Here is a 25,670-nt window from a genome sequence, read left to right on the forward strand (position 1 = left end):
TCGGCGTGACGACGAAGGGTCGTTGGATGAGGATCGGGTGTTCGACCATGGCGTCGAGCAACTTGTCATCACTCGCGTCCGCGAGATTCAGCTCGTCGTAGAGCGACTCACGCTTGCGGGCCGCGGCGCGCACGTCGATACCCGCGTCGCGGATGATGTTCACCAGCTCGTCGCGGGTCGGCGGGGTCTTCAGGTACTCGACCACGGTGGGTTCGAAGCCGTTGTCGCGCAACAGGTCCAGCGTTTTGCGGGAGGTGCTGCATTTAGGGTTGTGGTAGATGACGGTATCGGCCATCTAGGCGTCCCCGTCGAACAGCCCGGTGACCGAACCGTTTTCGAAGACGGCGCGGATGGTGCTGGCCAGCAGCGGCGCGATGGACAGGACCGTCAGCTGCGGGAAACGCTTCTCCTCGCCGATCGGCAGGGTGTTCGTCACAATCACTTCCCGGGCGCCGCAGGCGGCCAGCCGCTCGGCGGCCGGATCGGAGAGCACACCGTGGGTGGCCGCGATGATCACGTCACCGGCGCCCTCGTCGCGCAGCAACTTGACCGCGCCGGCGATGGTGCCGCCGGTGTCGATCATGTCGTCGATCAGCACGCAGGTGCGTCCGGCCACCTCGCCGACGACACGGTTGGACACCACCTGGTTGGGCACCCGCGGGTCGCGGGTCTTGTGAATGAAGGCCAGCGGGACGCCGCCCAGCGCGTCGGCCCATTTCTCGGCGATGCGCACCCGGCCGGAGTCGGGCGAGACGACCACCATGTTGCCGTCGGGGTAGTTGTCGCGGATGTAGCCCGTCAGCAGGTTCTGCCCGCGCATGTGGTCGACGGGCCCGTCGAAGAAGCCCTGGATCTGGTCGGTGTGCAGGTCGACGGTGACGATCCGGTCTGCTCCGGCGGTCTTGAGCAGGTCGGCGACCAGCCGCGCCGAGATCGGTTCGCGGCCGCGGTGCTTCTTGTCCTGCCGGGCGTACGGGTAGAACGGCATGACGGCGGTGATCCGCTTGGCGCTGCCCCGCTTGAGGGCGTCGATCATGATCAGCTGTTCCATCAGCCAGTTGTTGACCGGGTCCGGGGCCGACTGTAGGACGAAGGCGTCGCACCCGCGTACCGATTCGTGGAAGCGCACGAAGATCTCGCCGTTGGCGAACTCCCGCGCGGTCTGAGCGGTGACGTGGACGTCGAGCTCTTTGGCGACCTGCTCGGCCAGCTCCGGATGCGCGCGGCCGGAGAAGAGCATCAAATTTTTGCGGTTATCGGTCCAGTCGTGGCTCAACGCACTGCCCTCGCCAAATCGGGGTGGGGGATGGAAGGCCCCATCGTACGAAGCGAATCGTACGGAACTGTGGCCGGGTTGCCAGCTAGCAAATTCACGGTGTCGATTCGGCTTCTGGTGCTTGGCCGGCCGCGGCGCTCTGACCGGCGGCTTTCTCGGCAGCCTCGGCCGCCTGCGCGGCCGCACTGCCCGGGCGCTTGCGGTGCACCCAACCTTCGATGTTGCGTTGCGGACCCGCGGATACCGCCAGCGTCCCGGGCGGGACATCGTTGCGCACCACCGTGCCCGCGCCCGTGTAGGCGCCGTCCCCGACGGTCACCGGCGCCACGAACATGGTGTCCGAGCCGGTGCGCACGTGCGAGCCGATGGTGGTCCGCCGTTTGGATTCGCCGTCGTAGTTGACGAACACGCTGGACGCGCCGATGTTGCTGTGTTCGCCGATGTCCGCGTCCCCGACGTAAGTCAGATGCGGCACCTTGGAGCCGGTGCCGATGGTGGCGTTCTTGGTCTCGACGAACGCGCCGAGCTTGCCGTCGTCGCCCAGCACCGTGCCGGGCCGCAGGTAGGTGAACGGGCCGACGGTCGCGCCGGCACCGATGGACGACGAGATGCCGTGGGTGCGCACCACCGAGGCGCCGTCGCCGACGCTGACGTCGGTCAGGGTGGTGTCCGGGCCGACGACGCAGTGGCTCCCGACCTGAGTGCGGCCGAGCAACTGCGTCCCCGGCTGGATGACCGTGTCGCGCCCGATGCTGACGTCGACGTCGATCCAGGTGGCGGCGGGGTCGACGATGGTGACGCCCGCCATCTGGTGGGTCGCGATGATGCGGCGGTTCAGTTCGGCGCCCAGCTGCGCGAGTTGGACCCGGTTGTTGACGCCGGCCACCAGCGCGCTGTCGTCGACGTGGCGGGCGTGGATGGCCAGGCCGTCGCCGCGCAGGATCGCGATGACGTCGGTCAGGTAAAGCTCCTGCTGGGCGTTGTTGGAGCTCAACCGGTTCAGCGCGGAGCGCAGCGCCGCGGTGTCGAAGGCGTAGACGCCGGCGTTGACCTCACGGATCTCGCGTTGCGAGGGTGTGGCGTCGGCGTGTTCCACGATCGCCATGACCTCGTTGTCCTGGGTGCGCAGGATGCGGCCGTAGCCGCTGGGGTCGCTCACCGTCGTGGTCAGCACGGTGACCGCGGCCGGCGCCGCGCTGTGGGTGGCGATCAGGTCGGCCACGGTGTCGGCATCCAGGAGCGGGGTGTCGCCCGAGGTGACAACGACGACTCCGGCGTAGTCGGGGGGCAGCGCGGACAGGCCGCAGAGCACGGCGTCGCCCGTGCCGCGGGGGTGATTCTGCAGCGCCACCTCGACGGGACGTCCCAGGGCGTCGGCCCAGTCGGCCACTAGCGGGGCGATGCGCTCATGATCATGGCCCAGGACGACGGCCAGGTGCTGGGGAGCCACCTTGGTGATCGCGTGCAGGAGATGGGACAGCATGCTGCGCCCACCGATGGTGTGCAGGACTTTTGGGGTGTCCGACCGCATCCGGGTGCCGGGCCCGGCCGCCAGCACCAGGACCGCGGTATCACCAGGAGACGACATCAACCCTCCTCTTTGGGTTTGTCCCGCGCGGGCTGCGCGCGGGAGCGCCGACACGCCGTCAAGCGTGTCACTTCAGCTGCGGTGAAGGCAAAAAACGATGGGATATCGCAACAAGCAAGTGAAGCTCCGTCGCCAGGACTCGAACCTGAACTATCTGAACCAAAATCAGAGGTGCTGCCGATTACACCACGACGGATCGCTAACCCATGGCGAGCGGCGGGTTGACACCGACCGCGCCAAGAAGACTTTAGTCTGGCGACGATGCGGGCCGCTTGTCGGCCGTTGACCGATACGCTGATTGACGTGGCCGTGCTGGACAAGGAACCGGACAAAGAGGTGCGGGCGCCGCGCGCGCGGATGACCGGCACCGAGCGCCGCCAACAGCTGGTCGGCATCGCGCGCACGCTGTTCGCCGAACGCGGGTATGAAGGCACCTCGATCGAGGAGATCGCGCTGCGCGCCAACGTGTCCAAGCCGGTCGTCTACGAGCACTTCGGCGGCAAGGAAGGCCTGTACGCCGTCGTCGTCGACCGCGAGATGTCGGCACTGCTGGACGGCATCACCTCGTCGCTGACCAACAACCGGTCGCGGGTGCGCGTCGAGCGGGTCGCACTGGCCCTGCTCACCTACGTCGAACAGCGCACCGACGGCTTCCGGATCATGATCCGCGACTCGCCGGCCGCGATCAGCTCGGGCACCTACTCCAGCCTGCTCAATGATGCCGTCAACCAGGTCAGCTCCATCCTGGCCGGCGACTTCTCCCGTCGTGGCCTGGATCCCGGGCTGGCGCCGCTGTACGCCCAGGCGCTGGTCGGCTCGGTGTCGATGACGGCGCAGTGGTGGCTCGATACTCGGGAGCCCAAGAAGGAAGTGGTGGCCGCCCACCTGGTCAACCTGATGTGGAATGGGCTGACCCATCTGGAGGCCGACCCTCGACTGCAGGACGAGTAGCCGGCTAACCCGATGGTGGCGACCCGCCGCGCCCGGCTACGCCGCGCTTGCGATCGCCACTAACCGCTGTCGCGGGCCAGCAGGTCGGCAACGGTCTCCCGGCGAACCAGTTCGCGGGCGCGCCCATCCTCGACCGCCACCAGCGCGGGGCGGCCGATCATGTTGTAGTTCGACGCCATTTGGATTCAACGTGCGCCCGCCGGTATCCCGGTGGTGTCTTTCTTACGATGCCTTGACGACGGCGAGCTCGATATTTGACGGGATTCGGTGTGTCCGGCGTCGCCCCTAGAATGGAATTCATCATGACCGCACCGGGGGCTGCTCGCCCAGAAACCCCGATCGCGGGGCTCGTTGAATTGGCGCTCACCGCGCCGACCTTCCAGCAGCTGACCGACAGCGCGGCCGCTTCGCCGGCCGAGTTGAGCCTGGTGGGTCCAGCCAGCGCACGGCTATTTGTCGCCAGTGCGCTGGCGCGGTTGGGTCCTCTGCTCGTAGTCACCGCGACCGGGCGCGAAGCCGATGACTTGACCGCCGAACTGCGCGGCGTCTTCGGCGATGCCGTCGCGGTCTTCCCGTCGTGGGAAACGCTGCCGCACGAGCGACTTTCGCCCGGCGTCGACACCGTCGGCGCCCGTTTGACGGTGTTGCGCCGACTGGCCCATCCCGACGACGCGCGGCTGGGTCCGCCCCTGCAGGTGGTGGTGACCGCCGTGCGCTCGCTGCTGCAGCCGATGACGCCGCAGTTGGGGCTGGTGGAGCCGGTCACGTTGAGCGTCGGTGTGGAAATCGAATTCGAGGGCGTGATCACCCGGCTTGCCGAGCTGGCCTACACCCGGGTGGACATGGTCGGCCGGCGCGGCGAATTCGCCGTCCGCGGAGGCATTCTCGACGTCTTCTCGCCGACCGCCGAGCACCCGGTGCGCATCGAGTTCTGGGGCGACGAGGTCAGCGAGATGCGGATGTTCTCGGTCGCCGATCAGCGCTCGATCCCGGACATCGAGGTAGACACCCTGATCGCGGTGGCCTGCCGTGAACTGCTGCTGACCGATGAGGTGCGGTTGCGCGCCGCCGAGCTGGCGGCGCGGCACCGCACCACCGAGCCCGCCATCACCGGCAGCGTCACCGACATGCTGGCCAAGATCGCCGAGGGCATCGCGGTCGACGGCATGGAGGCGCTGCTGCCGGTGCTTCGGCCCGGCGAGCACGTTCTGCTGACCGACCAATTGGCCGAGCGCACACCGGTCTTGCTCTGCGATCCGGAAAAGGTTCGCACCCGGGCCGCCGACCTGATCAAGACCGGCAGCGAATTCCTCGAAGCGTCGTGGTCGGTGGCCGCCTTGGGTACCGACGCCCCGGTCGACGTGGCGCAGTTCGGCGGATCGGGTTTCGCCGAACTCGATGACGTGCGAGGCGCGGCGGCCCGCGGCGGCCATCCGTGGTGGACGCTGAGCCAGCTGTCGGACGAGTCGGCCGTAGAGCTCGAGATCCGGTCGGCGCCGTCGGCCCGCGGGCACCAGCACGACATTGACGGCATATTCGCGATGCTGCGCGCGCACGTCAGCACGGGCGGCTATGCCGTCGTCGTCGCACCCGGCACCGGCACCGCGCATCGCGTGGTGGAACGGCTGGCCGAATGTGACACCCCCGCCGCCATGCTCGAATCGGGTGCCGCGCCCAAGCCCGGCGTGGTCGGTGTGCTCAAGGGACCGCTGCACGACGGCGTCATCATCCCCGGCGCCACGTTGGTGGTGATCACCGAGACGGACCTGACCGGCAGCCGGGTGGCGGCCGTCGAGGGCAAGCGTTTGGCGGCCAAGCGGCGCAACACCGTTGATCCGTTGGCGCTGACCGCCGGTGATCTGGTGGTGCACGACCAGCACGGCATCGGCCGGTTCGTGGAGATGGTCGAGCGCACCGTCGGGGGCGCCCGGCGCGAGTACCTGGTGCTCGAATACGCCTCGAGCAAGAACCGTGGTGGCGCGGCACAAAATACAGACAAGCTGTATGTGCCGATGGATTCGCTGGACCAGCTGTCGCGGTACGTCGGCGGGCAGGCGCCCGCGCTGAGCAAACTGGGCGGCAGCGACTGGACCAACACCAAGACCAAGGCCCGCCGCGCCGTGCGCGAGATCGCCGGTGAGCTGGTATCGCTGTACGCCAAGCGGCAGGCCAGCCCCGGGCACGCATTCGGCCCGGACACCCCCTGGCAGGCCGAAATGGAGGACGCGTTCGGCTACACCGAGACGGTTGACCAGCTGACCGCGATCACTGAGGTCAAGGGGGATATGGAAAAGCCGATCCCGATGGACCGGGTGATCTGCGGCGACGTCGGCTACGGCAAGACTGAGATCGCGGTGCGGGCGGCGTTCAAGGCGGTCCAGGACGGAAAGCAGGTCGCCGTGCTGGTGCCCACCACGCTGCTGGCCGACCAGCATCTGCAGACCTTCGGCGACCGGATGACCGGATTCCCGGTGACCGTCAAGGGTCTGTCCCGGTTCACCGACGGGGCCGAATCCAAGGCAGTCATCGAGGGCCTGGCCGACGGATCGGTGGACGTGGTGATCGGCACGCACCGGCTGCTGCAGACCGGGGTGCGCTGGAAGGATCTCGGCCTGGTCGTGGTCGACGAGGAGCAACGGTTCGGCGTCGAGCACAAAGAGCACATCAAGTCGCTGCGCACCCACGTCGACGTGCTGACCATGAGCGCCACCCCCATTCCGCGGACGCTGGAGATGAGCCTGGCCGGGATCCGCGAGATGTCGACGATCCTGACGCCGCCCGAAGAGCGGTATCCCGTGCTGACTTACGTCGGCCCACAGGATGACAAGCAGATCGCGGCAGCCCTGCGGCGCGAGCTGCTGCGCGACGGGCAGGTGTTCTACGTGCACAACCGGGTCAGCTCGATCGACCGGGCGGCGGCCCGGATCCGGGAGCTGTTGCCCGAGGCGCGGGTGGTCGTCGCGCACGGGCAGATGCCCGAAGAACGGCTGGAGCGCACGGTGCAGGGGTTCTGGAACCGCGAATACGACATCCTGGTGTGCACCACGATCGTGGAGACCGGGCTGGACATCTCCAACGCCAACACGCTGATCGTGGAGCGCGCCGACACGTTCGGTCTCTCGCAGCTGCACCAGCTGCGCGGCCGGGTCGGCCGCAGCCGAGAGCGCGGCTACGCCTACTTCCTGTATCCGCCGCACTCGCCGCTGACCGAGACGGCCTACGACCGGCTGGCCACCATCGCGCAGAACAACGAGCTGGGCGCCGGCATGGCCGTCGCGATGAAGGACCTCGAAATCCGAGGCGCCGGCAACGTGTTGGGAGTCGAGCAGTCCGGGCACGTCGCCGGGGTCGGATTCGACCTGTACGTCCGGTTGGTAGGCGAGGCGGTGGAGGCCTACCGGGCGGCAGCCGACGGCCAGACCGTCACGACCACCGAGGAGCCCAAGGACGTGCGGATCGACCTGCCGGTCGACGCGCACCTGCCGCCGGACTACATCGCCAGTGACCGGCTGCGCCTGGAGGGGTACCGGCGGCTGGCCGCGGCGGCCTCCGACGGCGAGATCGATGCGGTTGTCGAGGAACTCATCGACCGGTACGGCGCGCTGCCCGAACCGGCCCTGCGGCTGGTGGCGGTGGCGCGGCTACGGCTGCTGTGCCGCACCGCCGGCATCACCGAGGTGTCGGCGGCGTCGGCGTCGACCGTGCGGCTCTCGCCGATGACGTTGCCCGATTCGGCTCAGGTGCGGCTCAAGCGGGTGTATCCGGCCGCGAGCTACCGCGCCACGACGTCGACGGTGCAGGTTCCCATCCCGCGAGCCGGCGGGGTGGGCGCGCCGCGATTGCGCGATGTCGAGCTGGTGCAGATGGTGGCCAACCTGGTGACGGCACTGCAGGGCAAGCCGCAGACAGATATTGGTATAACGAGTGAACTGCCTGCAGCGATGGCAATTGAGGAGCGACAGGCGCGATGATGTGCGCGGGCGACGATATGGCGCGCAGCGTCAAAAAGGACGAGGAGGGGTGCTTATGATCGTCGTCTTGTTCGACCCCCGCCGTCCCTCGCTGGTGCCCATCGAAGCCATCGAGCACCTGTCCGGCGAGGTGCAATACACCGAAGAGATGCCCGTCGCGGTGCCCTGGTCGCTGTCCGCGGCGCGCCCGGTGCACTCGGGTGAAGACGCCCCGGTGCTGCTGTCGTCGGATCCCGACCACCCCGCCGTCGTCGCCCGGTTGGCGGCCGGTGCCCGGCTGATCTCGGCGCCCGAGACACCGCGTGGTGAACGGCTGGTCGATGCCGTGGCGATGATGGACAAACTGCGCACCGCCGGGCCGTGGGAAAGCGAGCAAACGCACGACTCACTGCGCAGATTTCTGCTGGAGGAGACCTACGAACTGCTCGACGCGGTCGGCAGCGGCAACGCCGACCAGTTGCGCGAAGAGCTAGGCGACGTGCTGCTGCAGGTGCTGTTCCACGCCCGCATTGCCGAGGACGCGTCGCAGTTCCCCTTCACCATCGACGACGTCGCCGCCACCCTGATGCGCAAACTGGGCAATCGGGTACCGGGAGTGCTTGCCGGGCAATCTATTTCGCTCGAAGAACAGCTGGCGCAGTGGGAAGAGCGCAAGGCGGCCGAGAAGCCGCGGAAATCGGTGATGGACGATGTGCACACGGGACAGCCCGCATTGGCGCTGGCCCAGAAGGTCATTGCGCGTGCCGGCAAAGCGGGCCTGCCCGCCGACCTGATCCCTGAGGCGATCAGCTCGATTTCAGTGTCGGCCGACATTGATGCCGAAAGTGCCCTGCGCGCCGCCGTTCTGGACTTCGTGGAGACGGTCCGCGGAGTCGAGCGGACGATCTCGGCCGCACGCCGCGGCGCCGACGTTCCCGAGGAGTTCGACGTGGCGCCGCTCGGCGAGATCTCCGAGGAGGAGTGGCGTGAGCACTGGCCGGCCGATGCACCGGCACTCGACGATCGACCGCAGGAGTCGGCGGCCGATGCCGACGGCGAAGCCGACTCCGACATGGTCGAGGTGGAATCCAGCGCCGACGCCACGGCCGGCGACGCCTGACGGAACGGCAACGCCGTTACCGCGGCACCGCCGCGCCCTATTTCGCACTTTCGCCCGCGGGTGCGAGCGATCACCGGAATGTTTGCCGAATTGTCACCGGCCGCTCGGTAATATCGCGGATGAGGTTGCGAGTCCCCGTGGTCGGCATAGGTCTGGCCGCGCTAGCCAAAGCGACCAGCAGCTAACCGGGAATTAGCTGAAACCGACGATAGGTCGGTGCGCCGAGGCCCGAGGCAACCGGGTAGTTCCCGAACGCATGGGACGATGGTGTTGCGGAAGTTGGTGCAGGCGAGTGTGGGGAGCTCAGGAAAGCATGGTGTCGCCGAGGCGTTGGATGCGCGCGGCCGCCGTGATCGGCGCGACCGCGATCGTTCTGGCTTCCAGCTGTACCTGGCAGCTCAGCCTGTTCATTCCCGACGGCGTCCCGCCACCGGCCGGGGACGCGGTGCCGGCGGTGGACACTCATGCCAGCGGCCGGCCCGCGGATCAGTTGCGGGAGTGGGCGCAACAGCGTTCGGCGGGGCTGGAGATCCCGGTGATCGCGCTCGAGGCCTACGCCTATGCGGCCCGCGTCGCCGAAGTCGAGAACCCGAAATGCCACATCGCCTGGACCACCCTGGCCGGCATCGGCCAGGTCGAGAGCCACCACGGCACCTATCGCGGCGCGCGGCTGGCCCCCAACGGCGATGTGAGCCCCCCGATTCGGGGTGTCCGCCTCGACGGCAGCGGCGGCACGCTGCGCATCGTCGACGCCGAGGAAGCCGTCACTGACGAAGACGGCGTGACGCGCGCCATGGGGCCGATGCAGTTCATCCCGGAAACCTGGCGGCTCTATGGTGTCGACGCTCACAACGACGGCCGGGTCAGCCCGGACAACATCGACGACGCCGCGCTCGCGGCGGCCGGCTACCTATGTTGGCGCGGAAAGGATCTCGCGACGCCCCGCGGCTGGATCACCGCGCTGCGCGCCTACAACAATTCCGGTGTCTACGCCCGGGCGGTCCGCGATTGGGCAACCGCTTACGCGAAAGGTCACCCGCTGTAGCAGGATGGATCGCTGACCGGCGAAAGCACGCACCGGCGACGACGCAAGGAGAACTCAGTGCCGATTATCGAACAGGTCGGGGCCCGCGAGATCCTCGATTCCCGCGGTAACCCGACAGTTGAGGTCGAGATAGCCCTGATCGACGGAACCTTTGCCCGCGCGGCGGTGCCGTCCGGCGCGTCGACGGGTGAGCACGAGGCCGTCGAGCTCCGCGACGGCGGCGAGCGTTACGGCGGCAAGGGTGTGCGGAAAGCGGTGCAGGCCGTGCTGGACGAGATTGGTCCGGCGGTGATCGGCCTGAACGCGGATGATCAGCGGCTGGTGGACCAGGCGCTGCTGGATCTGGATGGCACGCCCGACAAGTCGAGGCTGGGCGGCAACGCGATTCTGGGCGTGTCCCTGGCCGTGGCCAAGGCCGCCGCCGATTCCGCCGAGCTGCCACTGTTCCGTTACCTCGGCGGCCCGAACGCACACATCCTGCCGGTGCCGATGATGAACATCCTCAACGGTGGCGCGCACGCCGACACCGCCGTCGACATCCAGGAGTTCATGGTCGCACCGATCGGTGCGCCCAGCTTCGCCGAAGCGCTGCGCTGGGGCGCCGAGGTGTATCACGCGCTGAAGTCGGTGCTCAAGAAGGAGGGTCTGAGCACGGGCCTTGGCGACGAGGGCGGTTTCGCCCCCGACGTCGCCGGCACCACCGCGGCCCTGGATCTGATCAGCCGGGCCATCGAGTCGGTCGGTTTCAAGGTCGGCGCCGACGTGGCGCTGGCCCTCGACGCGGCCGCCACCGAGTTTTTCACCGACGGCACCGGCTACAAGTTCGAGGGCGCCACCCGCACCGCCGAGCAGATGGCGGAGTTCTACGCGGGGCTGCTCGGCTCGTACCCACTGGTGTCCATCGAAGACCCGCTGTCAGAAGACGATTGGGACGGCTGGGCGACGTTGACCGCGTCGATCGGTGAACGGGTGCAGCTGGTCGGCGACGACATCTTCGTCACCAATCCCGAGCGGTTGGAAGAGGGCATCGACAAGGGCGTCGCAAACGCGTTGCTGGTCAAGGTGAATCAGATCGGCACGCTGACCGAGACGTTGGACGCCGTCGCGCTGGCGCACCACAGCGGCTATCGCACGATGATGAGCCACCGCAGCGGCGAGACCGAGGACACCACGATCGCCGACCTGGCGGTGGCCGTCGGCAGCGGGCAGATCAAGACCGGTGCGCCGGCCCGCGGCGAGCGCGTCGCCAAGTACAACCAACTGCTGCGGATCGAGGAGGCGCTCGGTGACGCGGCCCGCTACGCCGGCGACCTGGCCTTCCCGCGGTACGCCGTGGAGGCGAAATAGCTTGACGTTCAACGGCTGACATGGCTGACGCGAAACGGCCCGACTCGAAGCGGCGCTCCCCGGCATCCCGCCCGGGGAAGGCCGGCGATTCGGGTCGGGGCCGTCGCACGGCCAAGCCGTCCTCCAAGCCGTCTTCGCGGCCGTCGCCGACGGCGAACCAGGCCGGCCGGACCCCCACGCGGACGCAGCAAGAGCATGTCGTCGAACCCATCACGCGGCAGGCCGCCGAATCCGTTGAGCAGCGCTCCGAGCAACGGCTGGGTTTCACCGCGCGCCGCGCGGCGGTGCTGGCCGCGGTGATCTGCGTGCTGACGTTGACCATCGCCGGCCCGGTGCGCACCTACTTTGCGCAGCGCACCGAGATGAATCAGCTGGCCGCCACCGAGGCGGCGCTGCGCAGCCAGGTCGCGGACTTAGAGCAGCGGAAGGCCAAACTTGCTGACCCGGCCTACATTGCGGCGCAGGCCCGCGAGCGGCTCGGCTTCGTCAAGCCCGGCGACATCCCGTTCCAGGTTCAGCTTCCGCCGTCGGCGGCCGAGCCCACGCAGCCGGGATCCCCGTCGGCGAAGCCGGCCAACGGCGATCCCTGGTACACGTCGCTGTGGCACACCATCGCCGACGCCCCGCACCTGCCGCCGGCCAATTCGCCTGCGCCCCCGCCGCCCCCGGCCGAACCGGAATCACCCGGTCCGGTGCCCCCACCGAATCCCACGGGTCCCGGTGGCTGATCATGCCGACCTGGAAGCGGTGGCACGCCAGCTCGGGCGCGAGCCGCGCGGGGTACTCGAAATCGCCTACCGTTGCCCCAATGGTGAACCCGGCGTGGTGAAGACGGCGCCGAAACTGCCTGACGGCACGCCGTTTCCGACGTTGTACTACCTGACCCATCCGGCGCTGACGGCCGCCGCCAGCAGGCTGGAGACCACCGGGTTGATGCGCGAGATGACCGAGCGACTGGCCCAGGACGCCGAGCTGGCGGCCGCGTACCGGCGCGCCCACGAGTCATATCTGGCCGAACGAGACGCGATCGAATCCCTGGGGACCACGTTCTCCGGCGGCGGGATGCCCGACCGGGTCAAGTGTCTGCACGTGCTGATCGCCCATTCGCTGGCCAAGGGACCCGGCGTCAATCCGTTCGGCGACGAGGCGCTGGCGATCCTGGTCGACGAGCCCGCGATGGCCGGCATTTTGGTGGCCGGCCAATGGTGAGCGGCAGGCTCGCGGGAATCGACTGCGGTACCAACTCAATCCGATTGCTGATCGCCGACGTCGACGGTGGCCGGCTGCGCGATGTGCACCGGGAGACGCGCATTGTGCGGCTGGGTCAGGGTGTCGACGCCACCGGTCAGTTCGCGGCGGCCGCGATAGCACGCACCCGCGGGGCGCTCACCGATTACGCGGCCTTGATCAACGAGCACGGTGCGCGGCGGGTGCGAATGGTGGCCACATCCGCCGCCCGCGATGTCACCAACCGCGACGCCTTCTTTGCGATGACGGCCGACGTGTTGGGTGCGGTGCTGCCCGGATCGGTGGCGGAGGTGATCACCGGCGCCGAGGAGGCCGAGCTCTCGTTTCGTGGAGCGGTCGGCGAGTTGGACAGTGCGGCTGGTCCTTTCGTCGTCGTCGACCTGGGTGGCGGGTCCACCGAGATCGTCGTCGGCACCGATGCTGAAGGTGGAGTGACGGCAAGCTACTCGGCCGACATCGGCTGCGTCCGGCTGACCGAGCGCTGCCTGCATTCGGACCCGCCGTCGCCCGAGGAGGTCGCGGCGGCGCGTCGGGTGGTGCGCGAACGGCTCGAGGTCGCGCTGGGGGTGGTGCCCGTGGAGGGGACGAAGACGTGGGTCGGACTGGCCGGCACCATGACCACGTTGTCCGCGCTGGCCCATAATTTGACGTCGTATGACTCTGCGGCCATTCATCTTTCGCGCGTTCCCGGCGACGACCTACTGTCGGTATGCGAACGGCTGATCGGTATGACGCGGGCCGAGCGCGCGGCGCTCCCGCCGATGCACGAGGGTCGGGCCGACGTGATCGGCGGGGGTGCGATCGTGGTCGAGGAGTTGGCGCGCGAGCTGCGCGCCCGCGCGGGCATCGACGAGTTGACCGTCAGCGAGCACGACATCCTGGACGGCATCGTGTTGTCGCTAGCCGACTAAGTCACACACGCCACACCCGTCTCTGTGGAAGTGGGCACGCGGCCGCGCAACCCACGCAGCCCATGCAACCCACGCGGCTCACGCCTCGAATCGATAACCCATGCCCGACTCGGTCAGCAGATGCTTGGGATGCGACGGGTCGTTTTCGAGTTTGCGGCGCAGCTGCGCGAGATACACACGCAGGTAGTGCGTTTCGGTTGCGTACGCCGGGCCCCACACCTCTTTGAGCAGTTCCTCACGGCCGACCAGTTTGCCGCGATTGCGGACGAGGACCTCGAGCATCCCCCACTCGGTCGGGGTGAGGTGGACTTCGCTGCCGTTCTTGGTGACCTTCTTGGCGGCCAGGTCGACGGTGAATGATTCGGTCTCGATCATCGGTTGCTCCAGTTCGGAGGCGGCGGTGTTGCGCCGCACAGCCGCCCGCAGCCGCGCCAAGAACTCATCCATCCCAAAGGGTTTCGTCACATAATCGTCGGCGCCGGCGTCCAGCGCTTCGACCTTGTCCGACGAATCGGTGCGCGCCGACAACACGATGACGGGTGCGGTGAGCCAGCCGCGCAGACCGGCCAGCACATCGATGCCGGAGATGTCGGGCAGGCCGAGGTCGAGGATCACCACGTCAGGTTTGTGCTCGGCGGCCGCGCGCAATGCGCCGGCACCGCTGGACGCGGTGATTACCTCATAGCCCCGCACGGTCAGGTTGATGCGCAGCGCACGCAGGATCTGCGGTTCGTCGTCGATGACCAGGACCCTCGTCATACGCGCCGCTCTCCCCCGCAAGCGGGAGGTGCCCCCACCGCATCGCTGCGCTCTGCATCGTCGTCGGCGCGCGTCATAACGCATCCATCGCTTGTGGCGCAGCCATATCCACGATCACGGTCAGCCCGCCTCCCGGGGTGTCGGTGGCCGTAATCGTCCCGCCCATCGCTTCGACGAAGCCCCGCGCCACCGACATCCCCAGGCCGACACCGATGGTGTTGTCGTTATCGCCGAGGCGCTGAAACGCTTCGAAGATCTGTTCCTCGGCCCCATGCGGAATCCCGGGGCCTTCGTCGACGACGTTGATCAGCACGCGATCACCCACCCGACCGGCGTTCACCCGGACCACACAGTTGGGCGCGTAGCGCAACGCGTTGTCGATCAGGTTGGCCAGCATTCGTTCCAGCAACCCTGCGTCGGCCATCACTATGGCGTCGGCCACGTCGACCTTGACCCGATCGATGGCAGACCGGAAGAAACCGGTGGCACCCTTGCCGATGCTGACCAGCGCCCGTTGCACGGTCTCCTCCAAATACACCCGGCTCAGCTCCGGGTGGATCACCCCGGCGGCCAGACGCGATGAGTCGAGCAGGTTTCCGACCAGCGCGGTCAGCTGGTCGATCGACTCCTCGATGGTGGCCAGCAATTCCGCGGTGTCGGCGGGGGAGAAGGCGACGTCCTCGGCGCGCAGGCTGGAGACGGCGACCTTGGCCGCGGCCAGCGGCGTGCGCAGGTCGTGGCTGACCGCCGACAGGAGTGAGCGCCGAAGTTCGTCGGCCCGGACGATCGCCTCGGCCCGGCTCGCCTCTTCGGCGAGCTCACGCTGTCTGATCAAACCCGCGGCCTGCCTGGCCACCGCGCCGAGCACCCGCCGGTCGCGCGCGGAGAGCTTTCGGCCCGCCAGCAGCATCCAGAACTCGTCGTCGCCGACTTCGATCGCGGTGTCGGCGGAATCGACGGTGGCGCAGGGATTCCTGCCGACACAGGCGATAACCTCGCCCTTCTTACCACCCGCTCGCGCTTCCTCGCCGGGCTCCCGCAGCATGCTGACCGCACGCTGGGTGTACGTCTCGCGCACCCGTTCGAGCAGCGTCTCGAGATCGGCGCCCCGCAGTACCGAACCCGCGAACAGGGTCAGCAGCTCGGCCTCCTGCGAAGCGCGGCGGGCCTCCCGGGTGCGTTTGGCCGCGAAGTCGACCAACACCGCGACGGCGACCGCGATGAGCAGCAGCACCAATTCGGTGATGGCGCTGTTGGGTTCGGCGATGGTGAAGCTGTGCCGCGGTGCGATCAGGAAGTAGTTCAGCAGCAGCCCGGACAACACGGCCGAAAGTGCCGCGGGCGCAACGCCTCCCAACAGGCCGACCAGCAGCACCCCGACGAAGAACAACGCACTCTCGCCGCCGGTGTCCAGATACGGGTCCAGCGTCGTGACCGTGATCGCGCAGATGACCGACGGCACGATGAAGGCCGCCAACCACGATGCCACCCGCCGCTCGCGCGGCGCGAGCGAGGACGCGCGAAAGCCGCGTCTGGACTCCCCGTGGGTGACCAAGTGCACGTCGATCTTTCCCGACAGCTCGACGATCCTCGGGCCGATCCCCTCCTCGAACAGCCGCGCCCAGCGCGATCGCCGCGAGGTGCCGATCACCAGCTGGGTGGCGTTCATCTCGCGGGCGAACTCGAGCAGTGCCGTGGGCACCTCGTCACCAACCACGGTGTGCATCGACGCGTCCAGGCTGTTCGCCAACTCACGGATCTTGGCCATCCGCGACTCCGACAGGCCGGCCAGCCCGTCGCCGCGAATGACGTGCACCACCATCAGCTCGGCGGTGGATTTCGATGCGATCCGCGAGGCCCGTCGCACCAGCGTCTCGGATTCGGGACCACCGGTGACCGCCACGACGACCCGCTCGCGGGCCTCCCACGTGTCGGTGATCTTGTTCTCTGCGCGGTATTTGGCCAGCGCGGTGTCGACCTGGTCGGCAAGCCACAGCAACGCGAGTTCCCTTAGCGCGGTCAGGTTTCCGCGACGGAAGTAGTTGGACAGCGCCGCATCGATGCGATCCGGTGCGTAGACGTTTCCATGCGATAACCTGCGGCGTAACGCTTCTGGTGTGATGTCGATGAGCTCGACCTGAGACGCCTGTCGGACAACCGAGTCCGGTACCGTCTCCTTTTGCTCTATGCCGGTGATCTGGGCGACGACGTCGTTCAGGCTTTCCAGGTGTTGCACGTTGACCGTTGAGATCACTGTGATCCCGGCGCCGAGCAGTTCCTCGACGTCTTGCCATCGCTTGGCATTCTTGCTGCCCGGTGTGTTGGTGTGTGCGAGTTCGTCGACGAGGACGACCTGGGGGCGGCGCTCGAGGACCGCCGGTACGTCAAGTTCGGCGAAGCTGCCGCCACGATAGTAAATGTGGCGCGCCGGGATGAGCTCGATGCCCTCAAGCAGCTCAGCGGTTTTCGACCGTCCGTGGGTTTCCACCACGCCCGCCACCAGATCGGTGCCACGCCCCAGTCGCCGATGTGCCTCGCCCAGCATCGAGTACGTCTTACCCACGCCCGGAGCCGCACCGAGGTAGATGCGCAGCTCCCCGCGTTTGGGATGGTGGTCGCGGAGGCTGGCGTCGCTCACGTCAACCATCATCCCCCTCGGCGCTAACTCGTGGCCGGATACCGGTGGTCGAGTTGCAGATTTAGTTGCAGCACATTGACCGATGGTTCGCCGAAAAACCCGACTCCGCGGCCGCTGCTGTTCTGCGCGACCACCTCACGTATCTGATGTGGGCTGACGTGGCGCATCTTGGCGACCCGCGCCACCTGGATGTCGGCATAGGCGGGTGAGATGTTCGGGTCCAGGCCGCTGCCGCTGGCGGTCACCGCGTCGGCCGGCACCGCCGGGTCGGCGGCTGCGGCGCCGCGGATGGGCACGGTCTGCCCGATCGAGTAGTCCTCGCCGTACTTGGCGCATTCGACCCGCACGCCCTCGTAGAGGGTGAGGAACGGTGTGGTCGTCGATCCGCACGGCTCGTTGACGCTGACCACCCGGGTCGGGCGGACGACGTTGCCGCGCGCGTCGCGCGGACCGATAACCGACAACACCGCACCCACACCACCGCCGGTGCAGAATGGCCTTGACCCATCGACCCCTTCCAGCTTGCCCACCGCGGCGCTGCGCGAGCACACGGTCGTCAACAGGCTCGGTTTGAAGCCGGCGTCCGACGCCGACTTGCCGGCCGCCAGTTGCGACGGATCGGCGGGCGTGTCGACGATGCTTTCGGGCCCCAGGTTGCTGCCCCCCGACGACGTCGGGTCATACCCGTTGCCGGCCGCCGAGGGGCGGCTCTGGAAATACTGCGGCAGTGCGTTGCCGTCCTTGTCGGTGAACGACTGGCCGATCAATCTGCTGCCTACCCGCTTTCCCTCGGCGATGAGAATCGACCCCTCGGCCTGGTCGTGCAATCCGGGAAACTGCGCGACCACCCAGATGAACAGGGGATAGCCCAGGCCGGTGATCACGGTCAGCACCAGCAGCGTGCGCAATGCCGCCCAGTGCAGGCGAACGAAATTCGACAAAGACATGTCAGGACATCCCTGGGATGAATTGGACGATCAGATCGATCAACTTGATTCCGATGAACGGGGCGACGATGCCGCCGAGACCATAGACATAGAGGTTGCGGCTCAACAGTTTTGACGCGCTGTTCGGCGTATACCGCACACCGCGCAGCGATAGCGGGATCAGCATGACGATGATGATTGCGTTGAAGATGACCGCGGACAGGATCGCCGACTGCGGGCTGTGCAGCCGCATCACGTTGAGCAGGTCCAGCCCTGGGAACAGCGCGACGAACATTGCCGGGATGATCGCGAAATACTTGGCAATGTCATTGGCGATCGAGAAGGTGGTCAGGGCACCCCGGGTGATCAGAAGTTGCTTGCCGATCTCTACGATCTCAATGAGTTTGGTGGGATCGGAGTCCAGGTCGACCATATTGCCGGCCTCTTTGGCGGCCGACGTGCCCGTGTTCATCGCCACACCCACGTCGGCTTGAGCCAGGGCGGGCGCGTCGTTGGTCCCGTCGCCCGTCATCGCGACCAGCTTGCCGCCTTCCTGTTCGCGCTTGATCAGGTCGAGCTTGTCCTCGGGCGTGGCCTCGGCCAAGAAGTCGTCGACTCCGGCCTCGTCGGCAATCGCCTTGGCGGTCAAAGGATTATCGCCGGTGATCATCACCGTCCGGATGCCCATCCGCCGCATCTCGTCGAACCGCTCGCGCATGCCCTGCTTGACGACGTCCTTGAGATGGATGACACCGAGCACTTTTGCCTTTTCGTCGGCCATGCCGCCGAGGCTTTCCCCGACAACAAGCGGAGTACCGCCCCCGGCCGAGATGCCGTCGACGATCTCGCCGAGCTGCTGAGGAACCTCACCGCCTTGCGCGCGTACCCATTCCGCAACGGAACTCGCGGCACCCTTGCGCAACAGGTGCCCGTCGAGGTCGACACCCGACATCCGGGTGGTAGCCGAGAACGTCACCCATTGGGCCTGGGCGAGTTCACCTGGCGTGCGTGCACGCAACCCAAAGTTCCGCTTGGCGAACACGACAACCGAACGGCCCTCGGGCGTTTCGTCGGCAAGGCTGGACAACTGCGCGGCATCGGCCAGCTGTTCGGCAGAGACGCCGTCGAGCGGGATGAAGGCCGCGGCCTGCCGGTTGCCCAGAGTGATGGTGCCGGTCTTGTCCAGCAGCAGGGTGTTCACGTCGCCGGCGGCTTCCACCGCCCTCCCGGACATGGCGAGCACGTTGCGCTGCACCAGCCGGTCCATGCCGGCGATGCCGATGGCCGAGAGCAGCGCGCCGATCGTCGTCGGGATCAGGCAGACCAAAAGCGACACCATCACTATTCCGGTGACACCGCTTGCGCCCAGCGCCTGGCCATCCGGGACACCAGGGTTGTTGACCTTGGAGTAGATCGCCAGTGGCTGCAAGGTCGCAACGGCGAACACGAAGATGATGGTCAACGCCGCCAGCAGGATGTTCAGCGCGATCTCGTTGGGAGTTTTCTGCCGATTGGCGCCCTCGACGAGCGCGATCATCCGGTCGATAAAGCTTTCTCCCGGCTTCTGGGTGACCTTCACGACGATGCGGTCGCTGAGCACGGTGGTGCCGCCGGTGACCGCCGAGCGGTCACCACCGGATTCCCGGATCACCGGCGCCGATTCACCGGTGATCGCCGATTCATCCACCGAGGCAATGCCTTCCACGACATCACCGTCACCCGGGATCACCTGGCCGGCCTCGACCACGACGATGTCGCCCTGCTGCAGCTGCGGCGCGCCGACCGCCTCCTCGATCGCACTGGCGCCGGGCGCCCAGTCTTTGAGTCGCCGGGCCATGGTTTGGGTCTTGGCCCGACGCAGCGTTTCGGCCTGGGCCTTGCCCCGGCCTTCGGCCACCGCCTCGGCGAGGTTGGCGAACAGCACGGTCAGCCACAGCCAGGTCACCGTCAGCCAGGCGAACCACGTCGGGTTCATGAACGCCAACACGGTGCTCCACGCGGCGCCGATCTCCACGATGAACATCACCGGGTTGCGCCACAGGGTGCGCGGGTCGAGTTTTCGCAGCGCATCCGGAGTCGAGCGCCACAGCATATTCGGGTCGAGCAGGCCGCCCTGCACCCGTTTTCTGCTTGCGGGAGTCGCCGGTTGCGTCTGCTCGGCCGGATCGATCGCGGTCGCGGTCATCAGTGGATTCCTTCAGCGAGAGGCCCGAGCGCGAGCATGGGCAAGAACGTGAGGGCAACGACAATCAACGTGACGCCGGCCACCATTCCAACGAATTGCGGGCGATGGGTGGGCAGGGTGCCCGTCGATTCAGGTGTGCTGCCCTGCTTGGCCAGTGAGCCGGCCAATGCCAGCACCAGAACGATGGGCAGGAATCTGCCAAACGCCATCGCCAACCCGAGGGCCGTGTTCCACCAGTCGGTGTTGGCGCTGAGCCCCGCAAAGGCCGACCCGTTGTTGTTGCCCGCCGAGGTGAACGCGTAGAGCACCTCGGAGAGTCCGTGCGGTCCGCCGTTGAGCATGCCGGCCCGCTCGCCGGGCAGCGCCATCGCGATCGCGGTGCCGGTCAGCACGATCAACGGTGTGACCAGGAAATAGCTTGCGGCAAGCTTGATTTCGCGCGGGGTGATCTTCTTGCCGAGGTACTCGGGGGTGCGCCCGACCATCAGCCCGGCGACGAAGACGGTGATCACCGCCAGCATGAGGATGCCGTAGAGGCCAGAGCCGGTGCCCCCGGGCGCGACCTCGCCCAGCTGCATGTTGAACATCGCGATCATGCCGCCCAGGCTGGTGAGGGAGTCATGTGTGGAGTCGACGGCGCCGGTCGAGGTGAGCGTCGTCGCGGCGGCGAACACCCCGGAGTCGGTGACGCCGAAGCGCTGCTCGACTCCCTCCATCGCCGCGCCAATCGACGTCGGCACCGTGCCGTGGTGCTGCACCTGGAACCACAGCATGAACGTCGTGCTGGTCGTGTAGAGCGTTGCCATCACGGCAGCAATCGCGAAGCCCTGCTTGGTGTTACCCACCATCCGCCCGAAGGTGCGCGGCAGCGAGAAGCCGATCACCAGGATCAGGAAGATTTCCAGCCAGTTGGTCCAGGCGGTCGGATTTTCAAACGGATGCGCGGAGTTCGCGTTGTAGAAGCCGCCGCCGTTGGTGCCGAGCTCCTTGATGACCTCCTGGCTGGCCACCGGGCCGCCGGTGATGGTCTGCTGAGTGCCGTTGACCGTGGTGACCATCTGGTCGTGCAGGTGGAAGTTCTGGATCGCCCCACCGGCCACCAGCAGGATCGCGCTGATGATCGCGATGGGCAGCAGGATGCGCAGCGTTCCGCGCACCAGGTCCACCCAGAAGTTGCCCAGCTCCCCGGTGCGCCTGCGGGCGAACCCGCGCACCAGCGCCACCGCCACCGCCATACCGACGGCGGCCGACACGAAGTTCTGCACCGCCAGTCCGGCCATCTGTACGAGATGGCCTTGGGTCGTTTCGCCCGAATACGCCTGCCAGTTGGTGTTGGTGACAAAGCTGACCGCGGTATTCCATGCCAGTGAGGGCGTCATCTTGGTGGCCGGGTCATGCAGATGCAGTGGCAACTTGCCCTGCACGAGTTCGAAAACGAACAGGAACAGGATGCTGACCGACGAAAACGCCAACACGCTGCGGGCGTAGGCGCCCCAGGTCTGCTCCGAGCGGGCATCGACCCCGATCAGTCGATAGATCAGTCGCTCGGCATGGAGGTCTTTTTCCGACGTGTACACCCGAAACATGTAGTCGCCGAAGGGAACGTGCACGACCACCACCGCCGCGACGAGAACGACGAAGAATCCGATCCCGGCTGTTGTCGTGTTCACTTAGAATCTCTCCGGGAGCAGCAGGGCGCCTCCGAGGTAGAGCGCGATGAGGATGGAAAGCACCAGGCCGACCGCATTCTGGTAGTTCACAACCGCTCGACCAACTTTTGAGCCAGTCCGAGGGCGGCGAACACCGCCACCGTCAGCACGAGATACACCACCACGCCCATCATTTCTCCGTCCCTTGCCAATCACGTGCACACGAAAGGGGACTCGACGAGCCAGCCACAGCGCAGTCCCGCCAGCCAAGATCAGCTCGAAATTAACGGGGCCTCATCCACCGGCGCGTTCGGTTGACGGTTTCCTAACGGGCGCACGGTGCACATTTACGGTTTCTTAACGCCCCCAAGGGCCGAGCCGCCGGGCCTCACCGCCGGGGCGCCGGGCGGCGCGGAAGAATGCGGCCGGCCATCAATCACCAGCTGCGGCAACGGCGCACATGCCCACCACCGTCAGCCGGCGCGCTACCTTGGTGATTTGTCGGCCATGGGCCTACTGATCAACGGCAGCCGCACTCGGAAAATGGTGCTGCTCTCATTGGATTCGGCGGTGACCGAGCCATGATGGGCCTTGACGATCGAACTGACGATGGCCAAACCCAGTCCGTTGCCCGTGCCGTTGGATCTCGACTTGTCCGCCCGAACGAACCGCTCGAACAACTTGGGCAGCAGCTCCGCGTCGATGCCCGGGCCGTCGTCGGTGACGGTCAATTCCGCGTACGGCGCCTCGGGACCGATACGGCGGCAGGTGATTCCGGTCGTCACGGTAACCCCCGGCGGGGTGTGCACGCAGGCATTGCTGAGCAGATTGCTGACCAGCTGATGTAACCGGGCGTGATCGCCCCGCACCCATACCGGCTCGTCGGGCAGGTCTTTGACCCAGTGGTGCGTCGAGGCTGCCACGGTCGCATCATTCACTGCATTGCTGACCACCTCGGCCAGGTCGACGTCCTCGGACTGCAGGTCTTGGCCTTCACCCAGGCGGGAAAGCAGGAGCAACTCGTCGACGAGTAACGCCATCCGCCGAGCCTCGGACTCGATTCTGGCCAGTGCGTATTCGGTGGTCGGCGGCAGCGCCGAACTGTCCTGGCGGGTGAGTTCGGCGTAGCCCTGAATGGCGGCCAGCGGTGTGCGCAACTCATGGCTTGCGTCGGTGATGAATTGGCGCATCCGCAGATCCGAGTCGACCCGATGCGCCAACGCGCTATCGACGTTGTCCAGCAAGCGGTTCAACGTGTGGCCGACGATCCCCACCTCATTCTGCGGGTTGGTGTCCTGCGGTGGTACCCGGACGCTGATCAGGTGGTCGTCACCGGTAAGCGGCATGGCGGCGACACCGGCGGCGACCGCCGCCAGCCGGCGCAGTGGACGAAGCGTGTAGCCGACCACCCACACCGTGAGCCCGGCGGTGAGCAGCAATGCCGCCGCGGTGAGCACGATGGTGGTGAGCTGTTTGCGGGCGATGATTCGGTCGGCGAGGTTGTGTGACACCCCGACCACGAGGACGTCGGACCCGTTGACGGTGCTGTCGATGCGGTAAGGCCCGAGCCTGCCGAGTATTTCGGTGCGCGGCGGTCCGTCACTCCACGATTGCGATTGAAGGTCGCGGACGACTTCGGCCGGCGCGGGTTTCGGTTCGTCTTCGGAGAAAACCGCCGACCCGATCACCGTGCCGTTGTGCAGCACGGCGATCAGGTTTCCCGGCGTCTGCCCGGTGAACTCCAGCATCGCCTGTGCGATCGGCGGGGTGCCGGGCTGCGGCGAAACATGTTCGCCGTTACGGTATTTGGTGTACTGGTGGCTGAAAGCGTCCAGGGACTCGGCCACATCGGCATCGCTCATAATGTTGACGTAGCCGCGCAGGCTCAGCACTGAGACGATCCCGACCGTCACCAGCACCACGCTGACCACCGCCAGCACCCCCAACAGCAGTTGGCGCCGTAGCGAACTGGGGAACCACCGGGGAAAGTCCCCGGATGTGCTGTCCCGGTCTCGGGTCATTCCGCCGGCCGCAGCATATACCCCACCCCGCGGACGGTATGAATCATCGGTTCCCGCCCGGAGTCGATCTTCTTTCTCAAGTACGAGATGTAGAGATCCACGATGCTGGTGCGGCCGGCGAAGTCGTAATTCCAGACACGGTCCAGGATCTCGGTGCGGCTCAGCGCGCGCCGGGGATTGCGCATGAGGAAGCGCAGCAATTCGAATTCGGTGGAGGACAGCGATATCGGATCCCCGTCTCGGCTGACTTCCCGGCTGGCGCTGTCGACCTTGAGGTTGCCGACTTTGAGCGTTTCGGCGGTCGGCGTGGGCTGCTGGCCGGAGCGGCGCAGCAAGCCGCGCAGCCGGGCGACCAGTTCCTCGAGGCTGAACGGCTTGGTCATGTAGTCGTCGGCGCCCGCGGTCAGACCGGTGACCCGGTCCATCACCGAGTCGCGCGCGGTGAGGAAGAGCGTGGGAGTGTAAGCGTCGGATTGCCGGACGCGTTCCAGGATTCGCAACCCGTCCACGTCGGGAAGCATGATGTCGAGGACGAGGACGTCGGGGCTGACCCGGTCGAACTTGGCCATGGCTTCGCGCCCGTTGTGGGCGATGTCGACGACCCAGCCCTCGTAATGCAGCGCCATTTTCACCAGGTTGGTCAACGCCGGCTCGTCGTCGACCAGCAAAACCCTGATGGGTGACCCGTCGGCACGGTAGATCCTGGGCAGCTGCCCCAGGATGGCTTGGCGTGGGCGCTGCGTGCCTGAGTATCCCGACATTGCGGTCATGTTCCTACATTCTGGCAAGCCACACACAGGACTGTCACGGAGTTCATAGGATTCTCAAATGTAGCCTGTTTGCCGGAGCACATCCGTTCCGCTCGGATATGTGTTTTCTAGGTGCCGCGCCTGTCGGCTTGAGCTGAAACGGCGTGCGAAAAACACTGGGATGCGGAGTCGTTGGTTTGACGGCCGCGGCCCAGCGTGTAGCCGTGGTCGCCAAAAACCCCGGATTGCTCGTCGTCCCAGCAAGTGCACTCCGGTGGCGAGGCATCAAGATCGGAATAGGTCACGTCCCGCAAGATGATGCTCATGTGCACCACCGCCACCCAAAACGTAGACGACCCATAGCACGAAAGATCAAATCCTGCAACCGTTTTCGTTTGTCCGATAAGCACCCGCGTGCTCTTCGGTCGAACCTCCGGGGCGGGTTATGATCGAATGATCGTGTTGAGCATCGGGTAGATGTTTACGCGACCCAGATCGGACTTGATTACCGGGTCGCCGCCACGAATCGCGGCGACTTCCTCCTCGCTGTCGGCCTCTACGACGGCAAGTCCCCAAGTGCCCGCCGGATCGCCGACCGGCCCGTACACGACGGCGACACCCTTGTCCGCCTGCGTCTGCCAGTAGCCGAAATGTTCTTGCATGACTGCGGTTTCGGTTTCGGTCAGGTCGGCAGGGAAGTCCGGTCGGTGGGGGACGAACTGGTAGACAAAGTAGTTGGCCATATGCTGTTCCTCTCGATCGGGATCAGGTCGCCTCGGCGGCGGCGGCGAGGCAGTTCAGAATGGTCTTCCACCCTTGCTGGTAAGCGCCGCTGGTGTATCCGCCGGGTAACGCGCAGTCCTCGGACAGTTGTTCGTCGGTCAGGGCTTCCCAGCCGCGGTGTTCAACAGCCGGCTGTTTCCGCGCTCGCCGGTGGCCGGGTAGCCGAGGCCCGAAATGGAATGGGCTTGTGTCGTTGCGGCACAAGCCCATTCGCTCATCAAAAATCGGGGCCACACACCATGTGGTGTGCGGCCCCGATTGTCGAGACGAGGTGTCAGGCCCAGGACGACCCGACGGCGCTGTCCGTGGTGGACATGTTGTTACCCGCGGACTGGACCTTCTGTCCGTGCGCGTTGGCCTGCTCGTAGATGACCTGGAAGTTACGACCCAACTGGGTGATGAACTCCTGGCATGCCACCGAACCCGCACCGCCCCAGAAGTCGCCGGCAGCAAGCACATCGCGAACGATGGCCTGGTGCTCAGCCTCCAAGTTCGCGGCCTGGGCGCGGATCAACGCACCGTGG

Annotated in this window: 23 protein-coding genes and 1 tRNA gene; 8 read left to right on the forward strand and 16 right to left on the reverse strand. The window is 66.7% G+C overall.

The window, feature by feature from the left end; all coding sequences use genetic code 11:
• The 4 genes from arsC to VFW69_RS06630 form a co-directional block, all read right to left on the reverse strand.
• On the reverse strand, positions 1-295 hold a 295-nt coding region (gene arsC, locus VFW69_RS06615), incomplete at its 3' end, for an arsenate reductase (glutaredoxin) (protein ID WP_526499387.1).
• Positions 296-1,276 carry a ribose-phosphate diphosphokinase gene (locus VFW69_RS06620; RefSeq protein WP_064878996.1) on the reverse strand — a complete coding sequence of 327 codons (981 nt, stop codon included), beginning with the start codon at positions 1,274-1,276 and terminating at the stop codon, positions 296-298.
• Positions 1,277-1,370: 94 nt separating this feature from the next.
• Positions 1,371-2,864 (reverse strand): bifunctional UDP-N-acetylglucosamine diphosphorylase/glucosamine-1-phosphate N-acetyltransferase GlmU, encoded by a 1,494-nt coding sequence (gene glmU, locus VFW69_RS06625; RefSeq protein ID WP_526499390.1) that lies wholly within the window; start codon positions 2,862-2,864, stop codon positions 1,371-1,373.
• Between the two features lie 124 nt (positions 2,865-2,988).
• Positions 2,989-3,060 (reverse strand) — tRNA-Gln (locus VFW69_RS06630).
• A gap of 161 nt (positions 3,061-3,221) precedes the next feature.
• Here VFW69_RS06630 and VFW69_RS06635 point away from each other — a divergent pair.
• The 8 genes from VFW69_RS06635 to VFW69_RS06670 all read left to right on the forward strand — a co-directional run bounded on the left by VFW69_RS06635 (position 3,222) and on the right by VFW69_RS06670 (position 13,436).
• Positions 3,222-3,815, forward strand: coding sequence for a TetR/AcrR family transcriptional regulator (locus VFW69_RS06635; RefSeq protein ID WP_156656103.1), 594 nt, complete (start codon positions 3,222-3,224; stop codon positions 3,813-3,815).
• Between the two features lie 302 nt (positions 3,816-4,117).
• Positions 4,118-7,786, forward strand: coding sequence for a transcription-repair coupling factor (gene mfd, locus VFW69_RS06640; RefSeq protein WP_526499392.1), 3,669 nt, complete (start codon positions 4,118-4,120; stop codon positions 7,784-7,786).
• A gap of 55 nt (positions 7,787-7,841) precedes the next feature.
• Positions 7,842-8,885, forward strand: a complete 1,044-nt coding sequence (locus VFW69_RS06645; protein ID WP_526499394.1) for a nucleoside triphosphate pyrophosphohydrolase — start codon at positions 7,842-7,844, stop codon at positions 8,883-8,885.
• 316 nt (positions 8,886-9,201) lie between these two features.
• On the forward strand, positions 9,202-9,930 hold the full coding sequence (locus tag VFW69_RS06650) for a lytic transglycosylase domain-containing protein (protein ID WP_526499426.1): 729 nt from the start codon (positions 9,202-9,204) through the stop codon (positions 9,928-9,930).
• 57 nt (positions 9,931-9,987) lie between these two features.
• The gene (gene eno, locus VFW69_RS06655) at positions 9,988-11,277 is read left to right on the forward strand and encodes a phosphopyruvate hydratase (RefSeq protein ID WP_526499396.1); all 1,290 of its coding nucleotides are present in this window, start codon (positions 9,988-9,990) and stop codon (positions 11,275-11,277) included.
• A gap of 20 nt (positions 11,278-11,297) precedes the next feature.
• Positions 11,298-12,005, forward strand: coding sequence for an FtsB family cell division protein (locus VFW69_RS06660; protein WP_526499398.1), 708 nt, complete (start codon positions 11,298-11,300; stop codon positions 12,003-12,005).
• Positions 11,998-12,486 (forward strand): DUF501 domain-containing protein, encoded by a 489-nt coding sequence (locus tag VFW69_RS06665; protein WP_526499400.1) that lies wholly within the window; start codon positions 11,998-12,000, stop codon positions 12,484-12,486. Before VFW69_RS06660 ends, VFW69_RS06665 begins: the two co-directional genes overlap by 8 nt.
• Positions 12,480-13,436, forward strand: coding sequence for a Ppx/GppA phosphatase family protein (locus VFW69_RS06670; RefSeq protein WP_526499402.1), 957 nt, complete (start codon positions 12,480-12,482; stop codon positions 13,434-13,436). The genes VFW69_RS06665 and VFW69_RS06670 overlap by 7 nt, the downstream gene beginning before the upstream one ends.
• Before the next feature lie 78 nt (positions 13,437-13,514).
• Here VFW69_RS06670 and VFW69_RS06675 read toward each other — a convergent pair whose 3' ends face one another.
• The 12 genes from VFW69_RS06675 to VFW69_RS06730 form a co-directional block, all read right to left on the reverse strand.
• Positions 13,515-14,195: a response regulator transcription factor gene (locus tag VFW69_RS06675; protein WP_526499404.1), complete on the reverse strand. Its 681-nt coding sequence runs from the start codon at positions 14,193-14,195 to the stop codon at positions 13,515-13,517.
• Between the two features lie 73 nt (positions 14,196-14,268).
• A complete protein-coding gene (locus VFW69_RS06680; RefSeq protein WP_526499406.1) occupies positions 14,269-16,845 on the reverse strand; it encodes a DUF4118 domain-containing protein in 2,577 nt (858 codons plus the stop codon).
• A gap of 11 nt (positions 16,846-16,856) precedes the next feature.
• Entirely contained in the window at positions 16,857-17,780 is a 924-nt protein-coding gene (locus tag VFW69_RS06685) for a potassium-transporting ATPase subunit C (RefSeq protein ID WP_526499408.1), read from the reverse strand.
• Between the two features lies 1 nt (position 17,781).
• Positions 17,782-19,944, reverse strand: coding sequence for a potassium-transporting ATPase subunit KdpB (gene kdpB / locus VFW69_RS06690; protein ID WP_526499410.1), 2,163 nt, complete (start codon positions 19,942-19,944; stop codon positions 17,782-17,784).
• Positions 19,944-21,614 (reverse strand): potassium-transporting ATPase subunit KdpA, encoded by a 1,671-nt coding sequence (gene kdpA, locus VFW69_RS06695; RefSeq protein ID WP_526499412.1) that lies wholly within the window; start codon positions 21,612-21,614, stop codon positions 19,944-19,946. Before kdpA ends, kdpB begins: the two co-directional genes overlap by 1 nt.
• Positions 21,615-21,704, reverse strand: a complete 90-nt coding sequence (locus tag VFW69_RS06700; RefSeq protein WP_526499414.1) for a potassium-transporting ATPase subunit F — start codon at positions 21,702-21,704, stop codon at positions 21,615-21,617. It lies immediately after the preceding gene.
• Positions 21,701-21,784 carry a potassium ABC transporter ATPase gene (locus VFW69_RS06705; RefSeq protein ID WP_067128756.1) on the reverse strand — a complete coding sequence of 28 codons (84 nt, stop codon included), beginning with the start codon at positions 21,782-21,784 and terminating at the stop codon, positions 21,701-21,703. Before VFW69_RS06705 ends, VFW69_RS06700 begins: the two co-directional genes overlap by 4 nt.
• Before the next feature lie 294 nt (positions 21,785-22,078).
• Positions 22,079-23,614 carry a sensor histidine kinase gene (locus VFW69_RS06710; RefSeq protein WP_526499416.1) on the reverse strand — a complete coding sequence of 512 codons (1,536 nt, stop codon included), beginning with the start codon at positions 23,612-23,614 and terminating at the stop codon, positions 22,079-22,081.
• Entirely contained in the window at positions 23,611-24,384 is a 774-nt protein-coding gene (locus VFW69_RS06715) for a response regulator transcription factor (RefSeq protein ID WP_526499418.1), read from the reverse strand. Before VFW69_RS06715 ends, VFW69_RS06710 begins: the two co-directional genes overlap by 4 nt.
• A 107-nt stretch (positions 24,385-24,491) precedes the next feature.
• On the reverse strand, positions 24,492-24,689 hold the full coding sequence (locus VFW69_RS06720; RefSeq protein ID WP_526499420.1) for a hypothetical protein: 198 nt from the start codon (positions 24,687-24,689) through the stop codon (positions 24,492-24,494).
• 117 nt (positions 24,690-24,806) lie between these two features.
• Positions 24,807-25,106 carry a YciI family protein gene (locus VFW69_RS06725; RefSeq protein WP_526499422.1) on the reverse strand — a complete coding sequence of 100 codons (300 nt, stop codon included), beginning with the start codon at positions 25,104-25,106 and terminating at the stop codon, positions 24,807-24,809.
• 314 nt (positions 25,107-25,420) lie between these two features.
• The coding region (locus VFW69_RS06730) for a WXG100 family type VII secretion target (protein ID WP_526499424.1) at positions 25,421-25,670 on the reverse strand (250 nt) is incomplete at its 5' end.

Origin of the sequence: Mycobacterium sp., assembly GCF_036273375.1 — a bacterium.
Taxonomy (GTDB): domain Bacteria; phylum Actinomycetota; class Actinomycetes; order Mycobacteriales; family Mycobacteriaceae; genus Mycobacterium.

Excerpts from the sequence above, each read along its gene's own strand:
- glmU (WP_526499390.1), bottom strand. The coding sequence starts at position 2,864 with ATGTCGTCTCCTGGTGATACCGCGGTCCTGGTGCTGGCGGCCGGGCCC.
- VFW69_RS06635 (WP_156656103.1), top strand. The coding sequence starts at position 3,222 with ATGACCGGCACCGAGCGCCGCCAACAGCTGGTCGGCATCGCGCGCACG.
- mfd (WP_526499392.1), top strand. The coding sequence starts at position 4,118 with ATGACCGCACCGGGGGCTGCTCGCCCAGAAACCCCGATCGCGGGGCTC.
- VFW69_RS06645 (WP_526499394.1), top strand. The coding sequence starts at position 7,842 with ATGATCGTCGTCTTGTTCGACCCCCGCCGTCCCTCGCTGGTGCCCATC.
- VFW69_RS06660 (WP_526499398.1), top strand. The coding sequence starts at position 11,298 with ATGGCTGACGCGAAACGGCCCGACTCGAAGCGGCGCTCCCCGGCATCC.
- VFW69_RS06670 (WP_526499402.1), top strand. The coding sequence starts at position 12,480 with ATGGTGAGCGGCAGGCTCGCGGGAATCGACTGCGGTACCAACTCAATC.
- VFW69_RS06675 (WP_526499404.1), bottom strand. The coding sequence starts at position 14,195 with ATGACGAGGGTCCTGGTCATCGACGACGAACCGCAGATCCTGCGTGCG.
- VFW69_RS06680 (WP_526499406.1), bottom strand. The coding sequence starts at position 16,845 with ATGATGGTTGACGTGAGCGACGCCAGCCTCCGCGACCACCATCCCAAA.
- VFW69_RS06685 (WP_526499408.1), bottom strand. The coding sequence starts at position 17,780 with ATGTCTTTGTCGAATTTCGTTCGCCTGCACTGGGCGGCATTGCGCACG.
- kdpB (WP_526499410.1), bottom strand. The coding sequence starts at position 19,944 with ATGACCGCGACCGCGATCGATCCGGCCGAGCAGACGCAACCGGCGACT.
- VFW69_RS06705 (WP_067128756.1), bottom strand. The coding sequence starts at position 21,784 with ATGGGCGTGGTGGTGTATCTCGTGCTGACGGTGGCGGTGTTCGCCGCC.
- VFW69_RS06710 (WP_526499416.1), bottom strand. The coding sequence starts at position 23,614 with ATGACCCGAGACCGGGACAGCACATCCGGGGACTTTCCCCGGTGGTTC.
- VFW69_RS06715 (WP_526499418.1), bottom strand. The coding sequence starts at position 24,384 with ATGACCGCAATGTCGGGATACTCAGGCACGCAGCGCCCACGCCAAGCC.
- VFW69_RS06720 (WP_526499420.1), bottom strand. The coding sequence starts at position 24,689 with ATGAGCATCATCTTGCGGGACGTGACCTATTCCGATCTTGATGCCTCG.
- VFW69_RS06725 (WP_526499422.1), bottom strand. The coding sequence starts at position 25,106 with ATGGCCAACTACTTTGTCTACCAGTTCGTCCCCCACCGACCGGACTTC.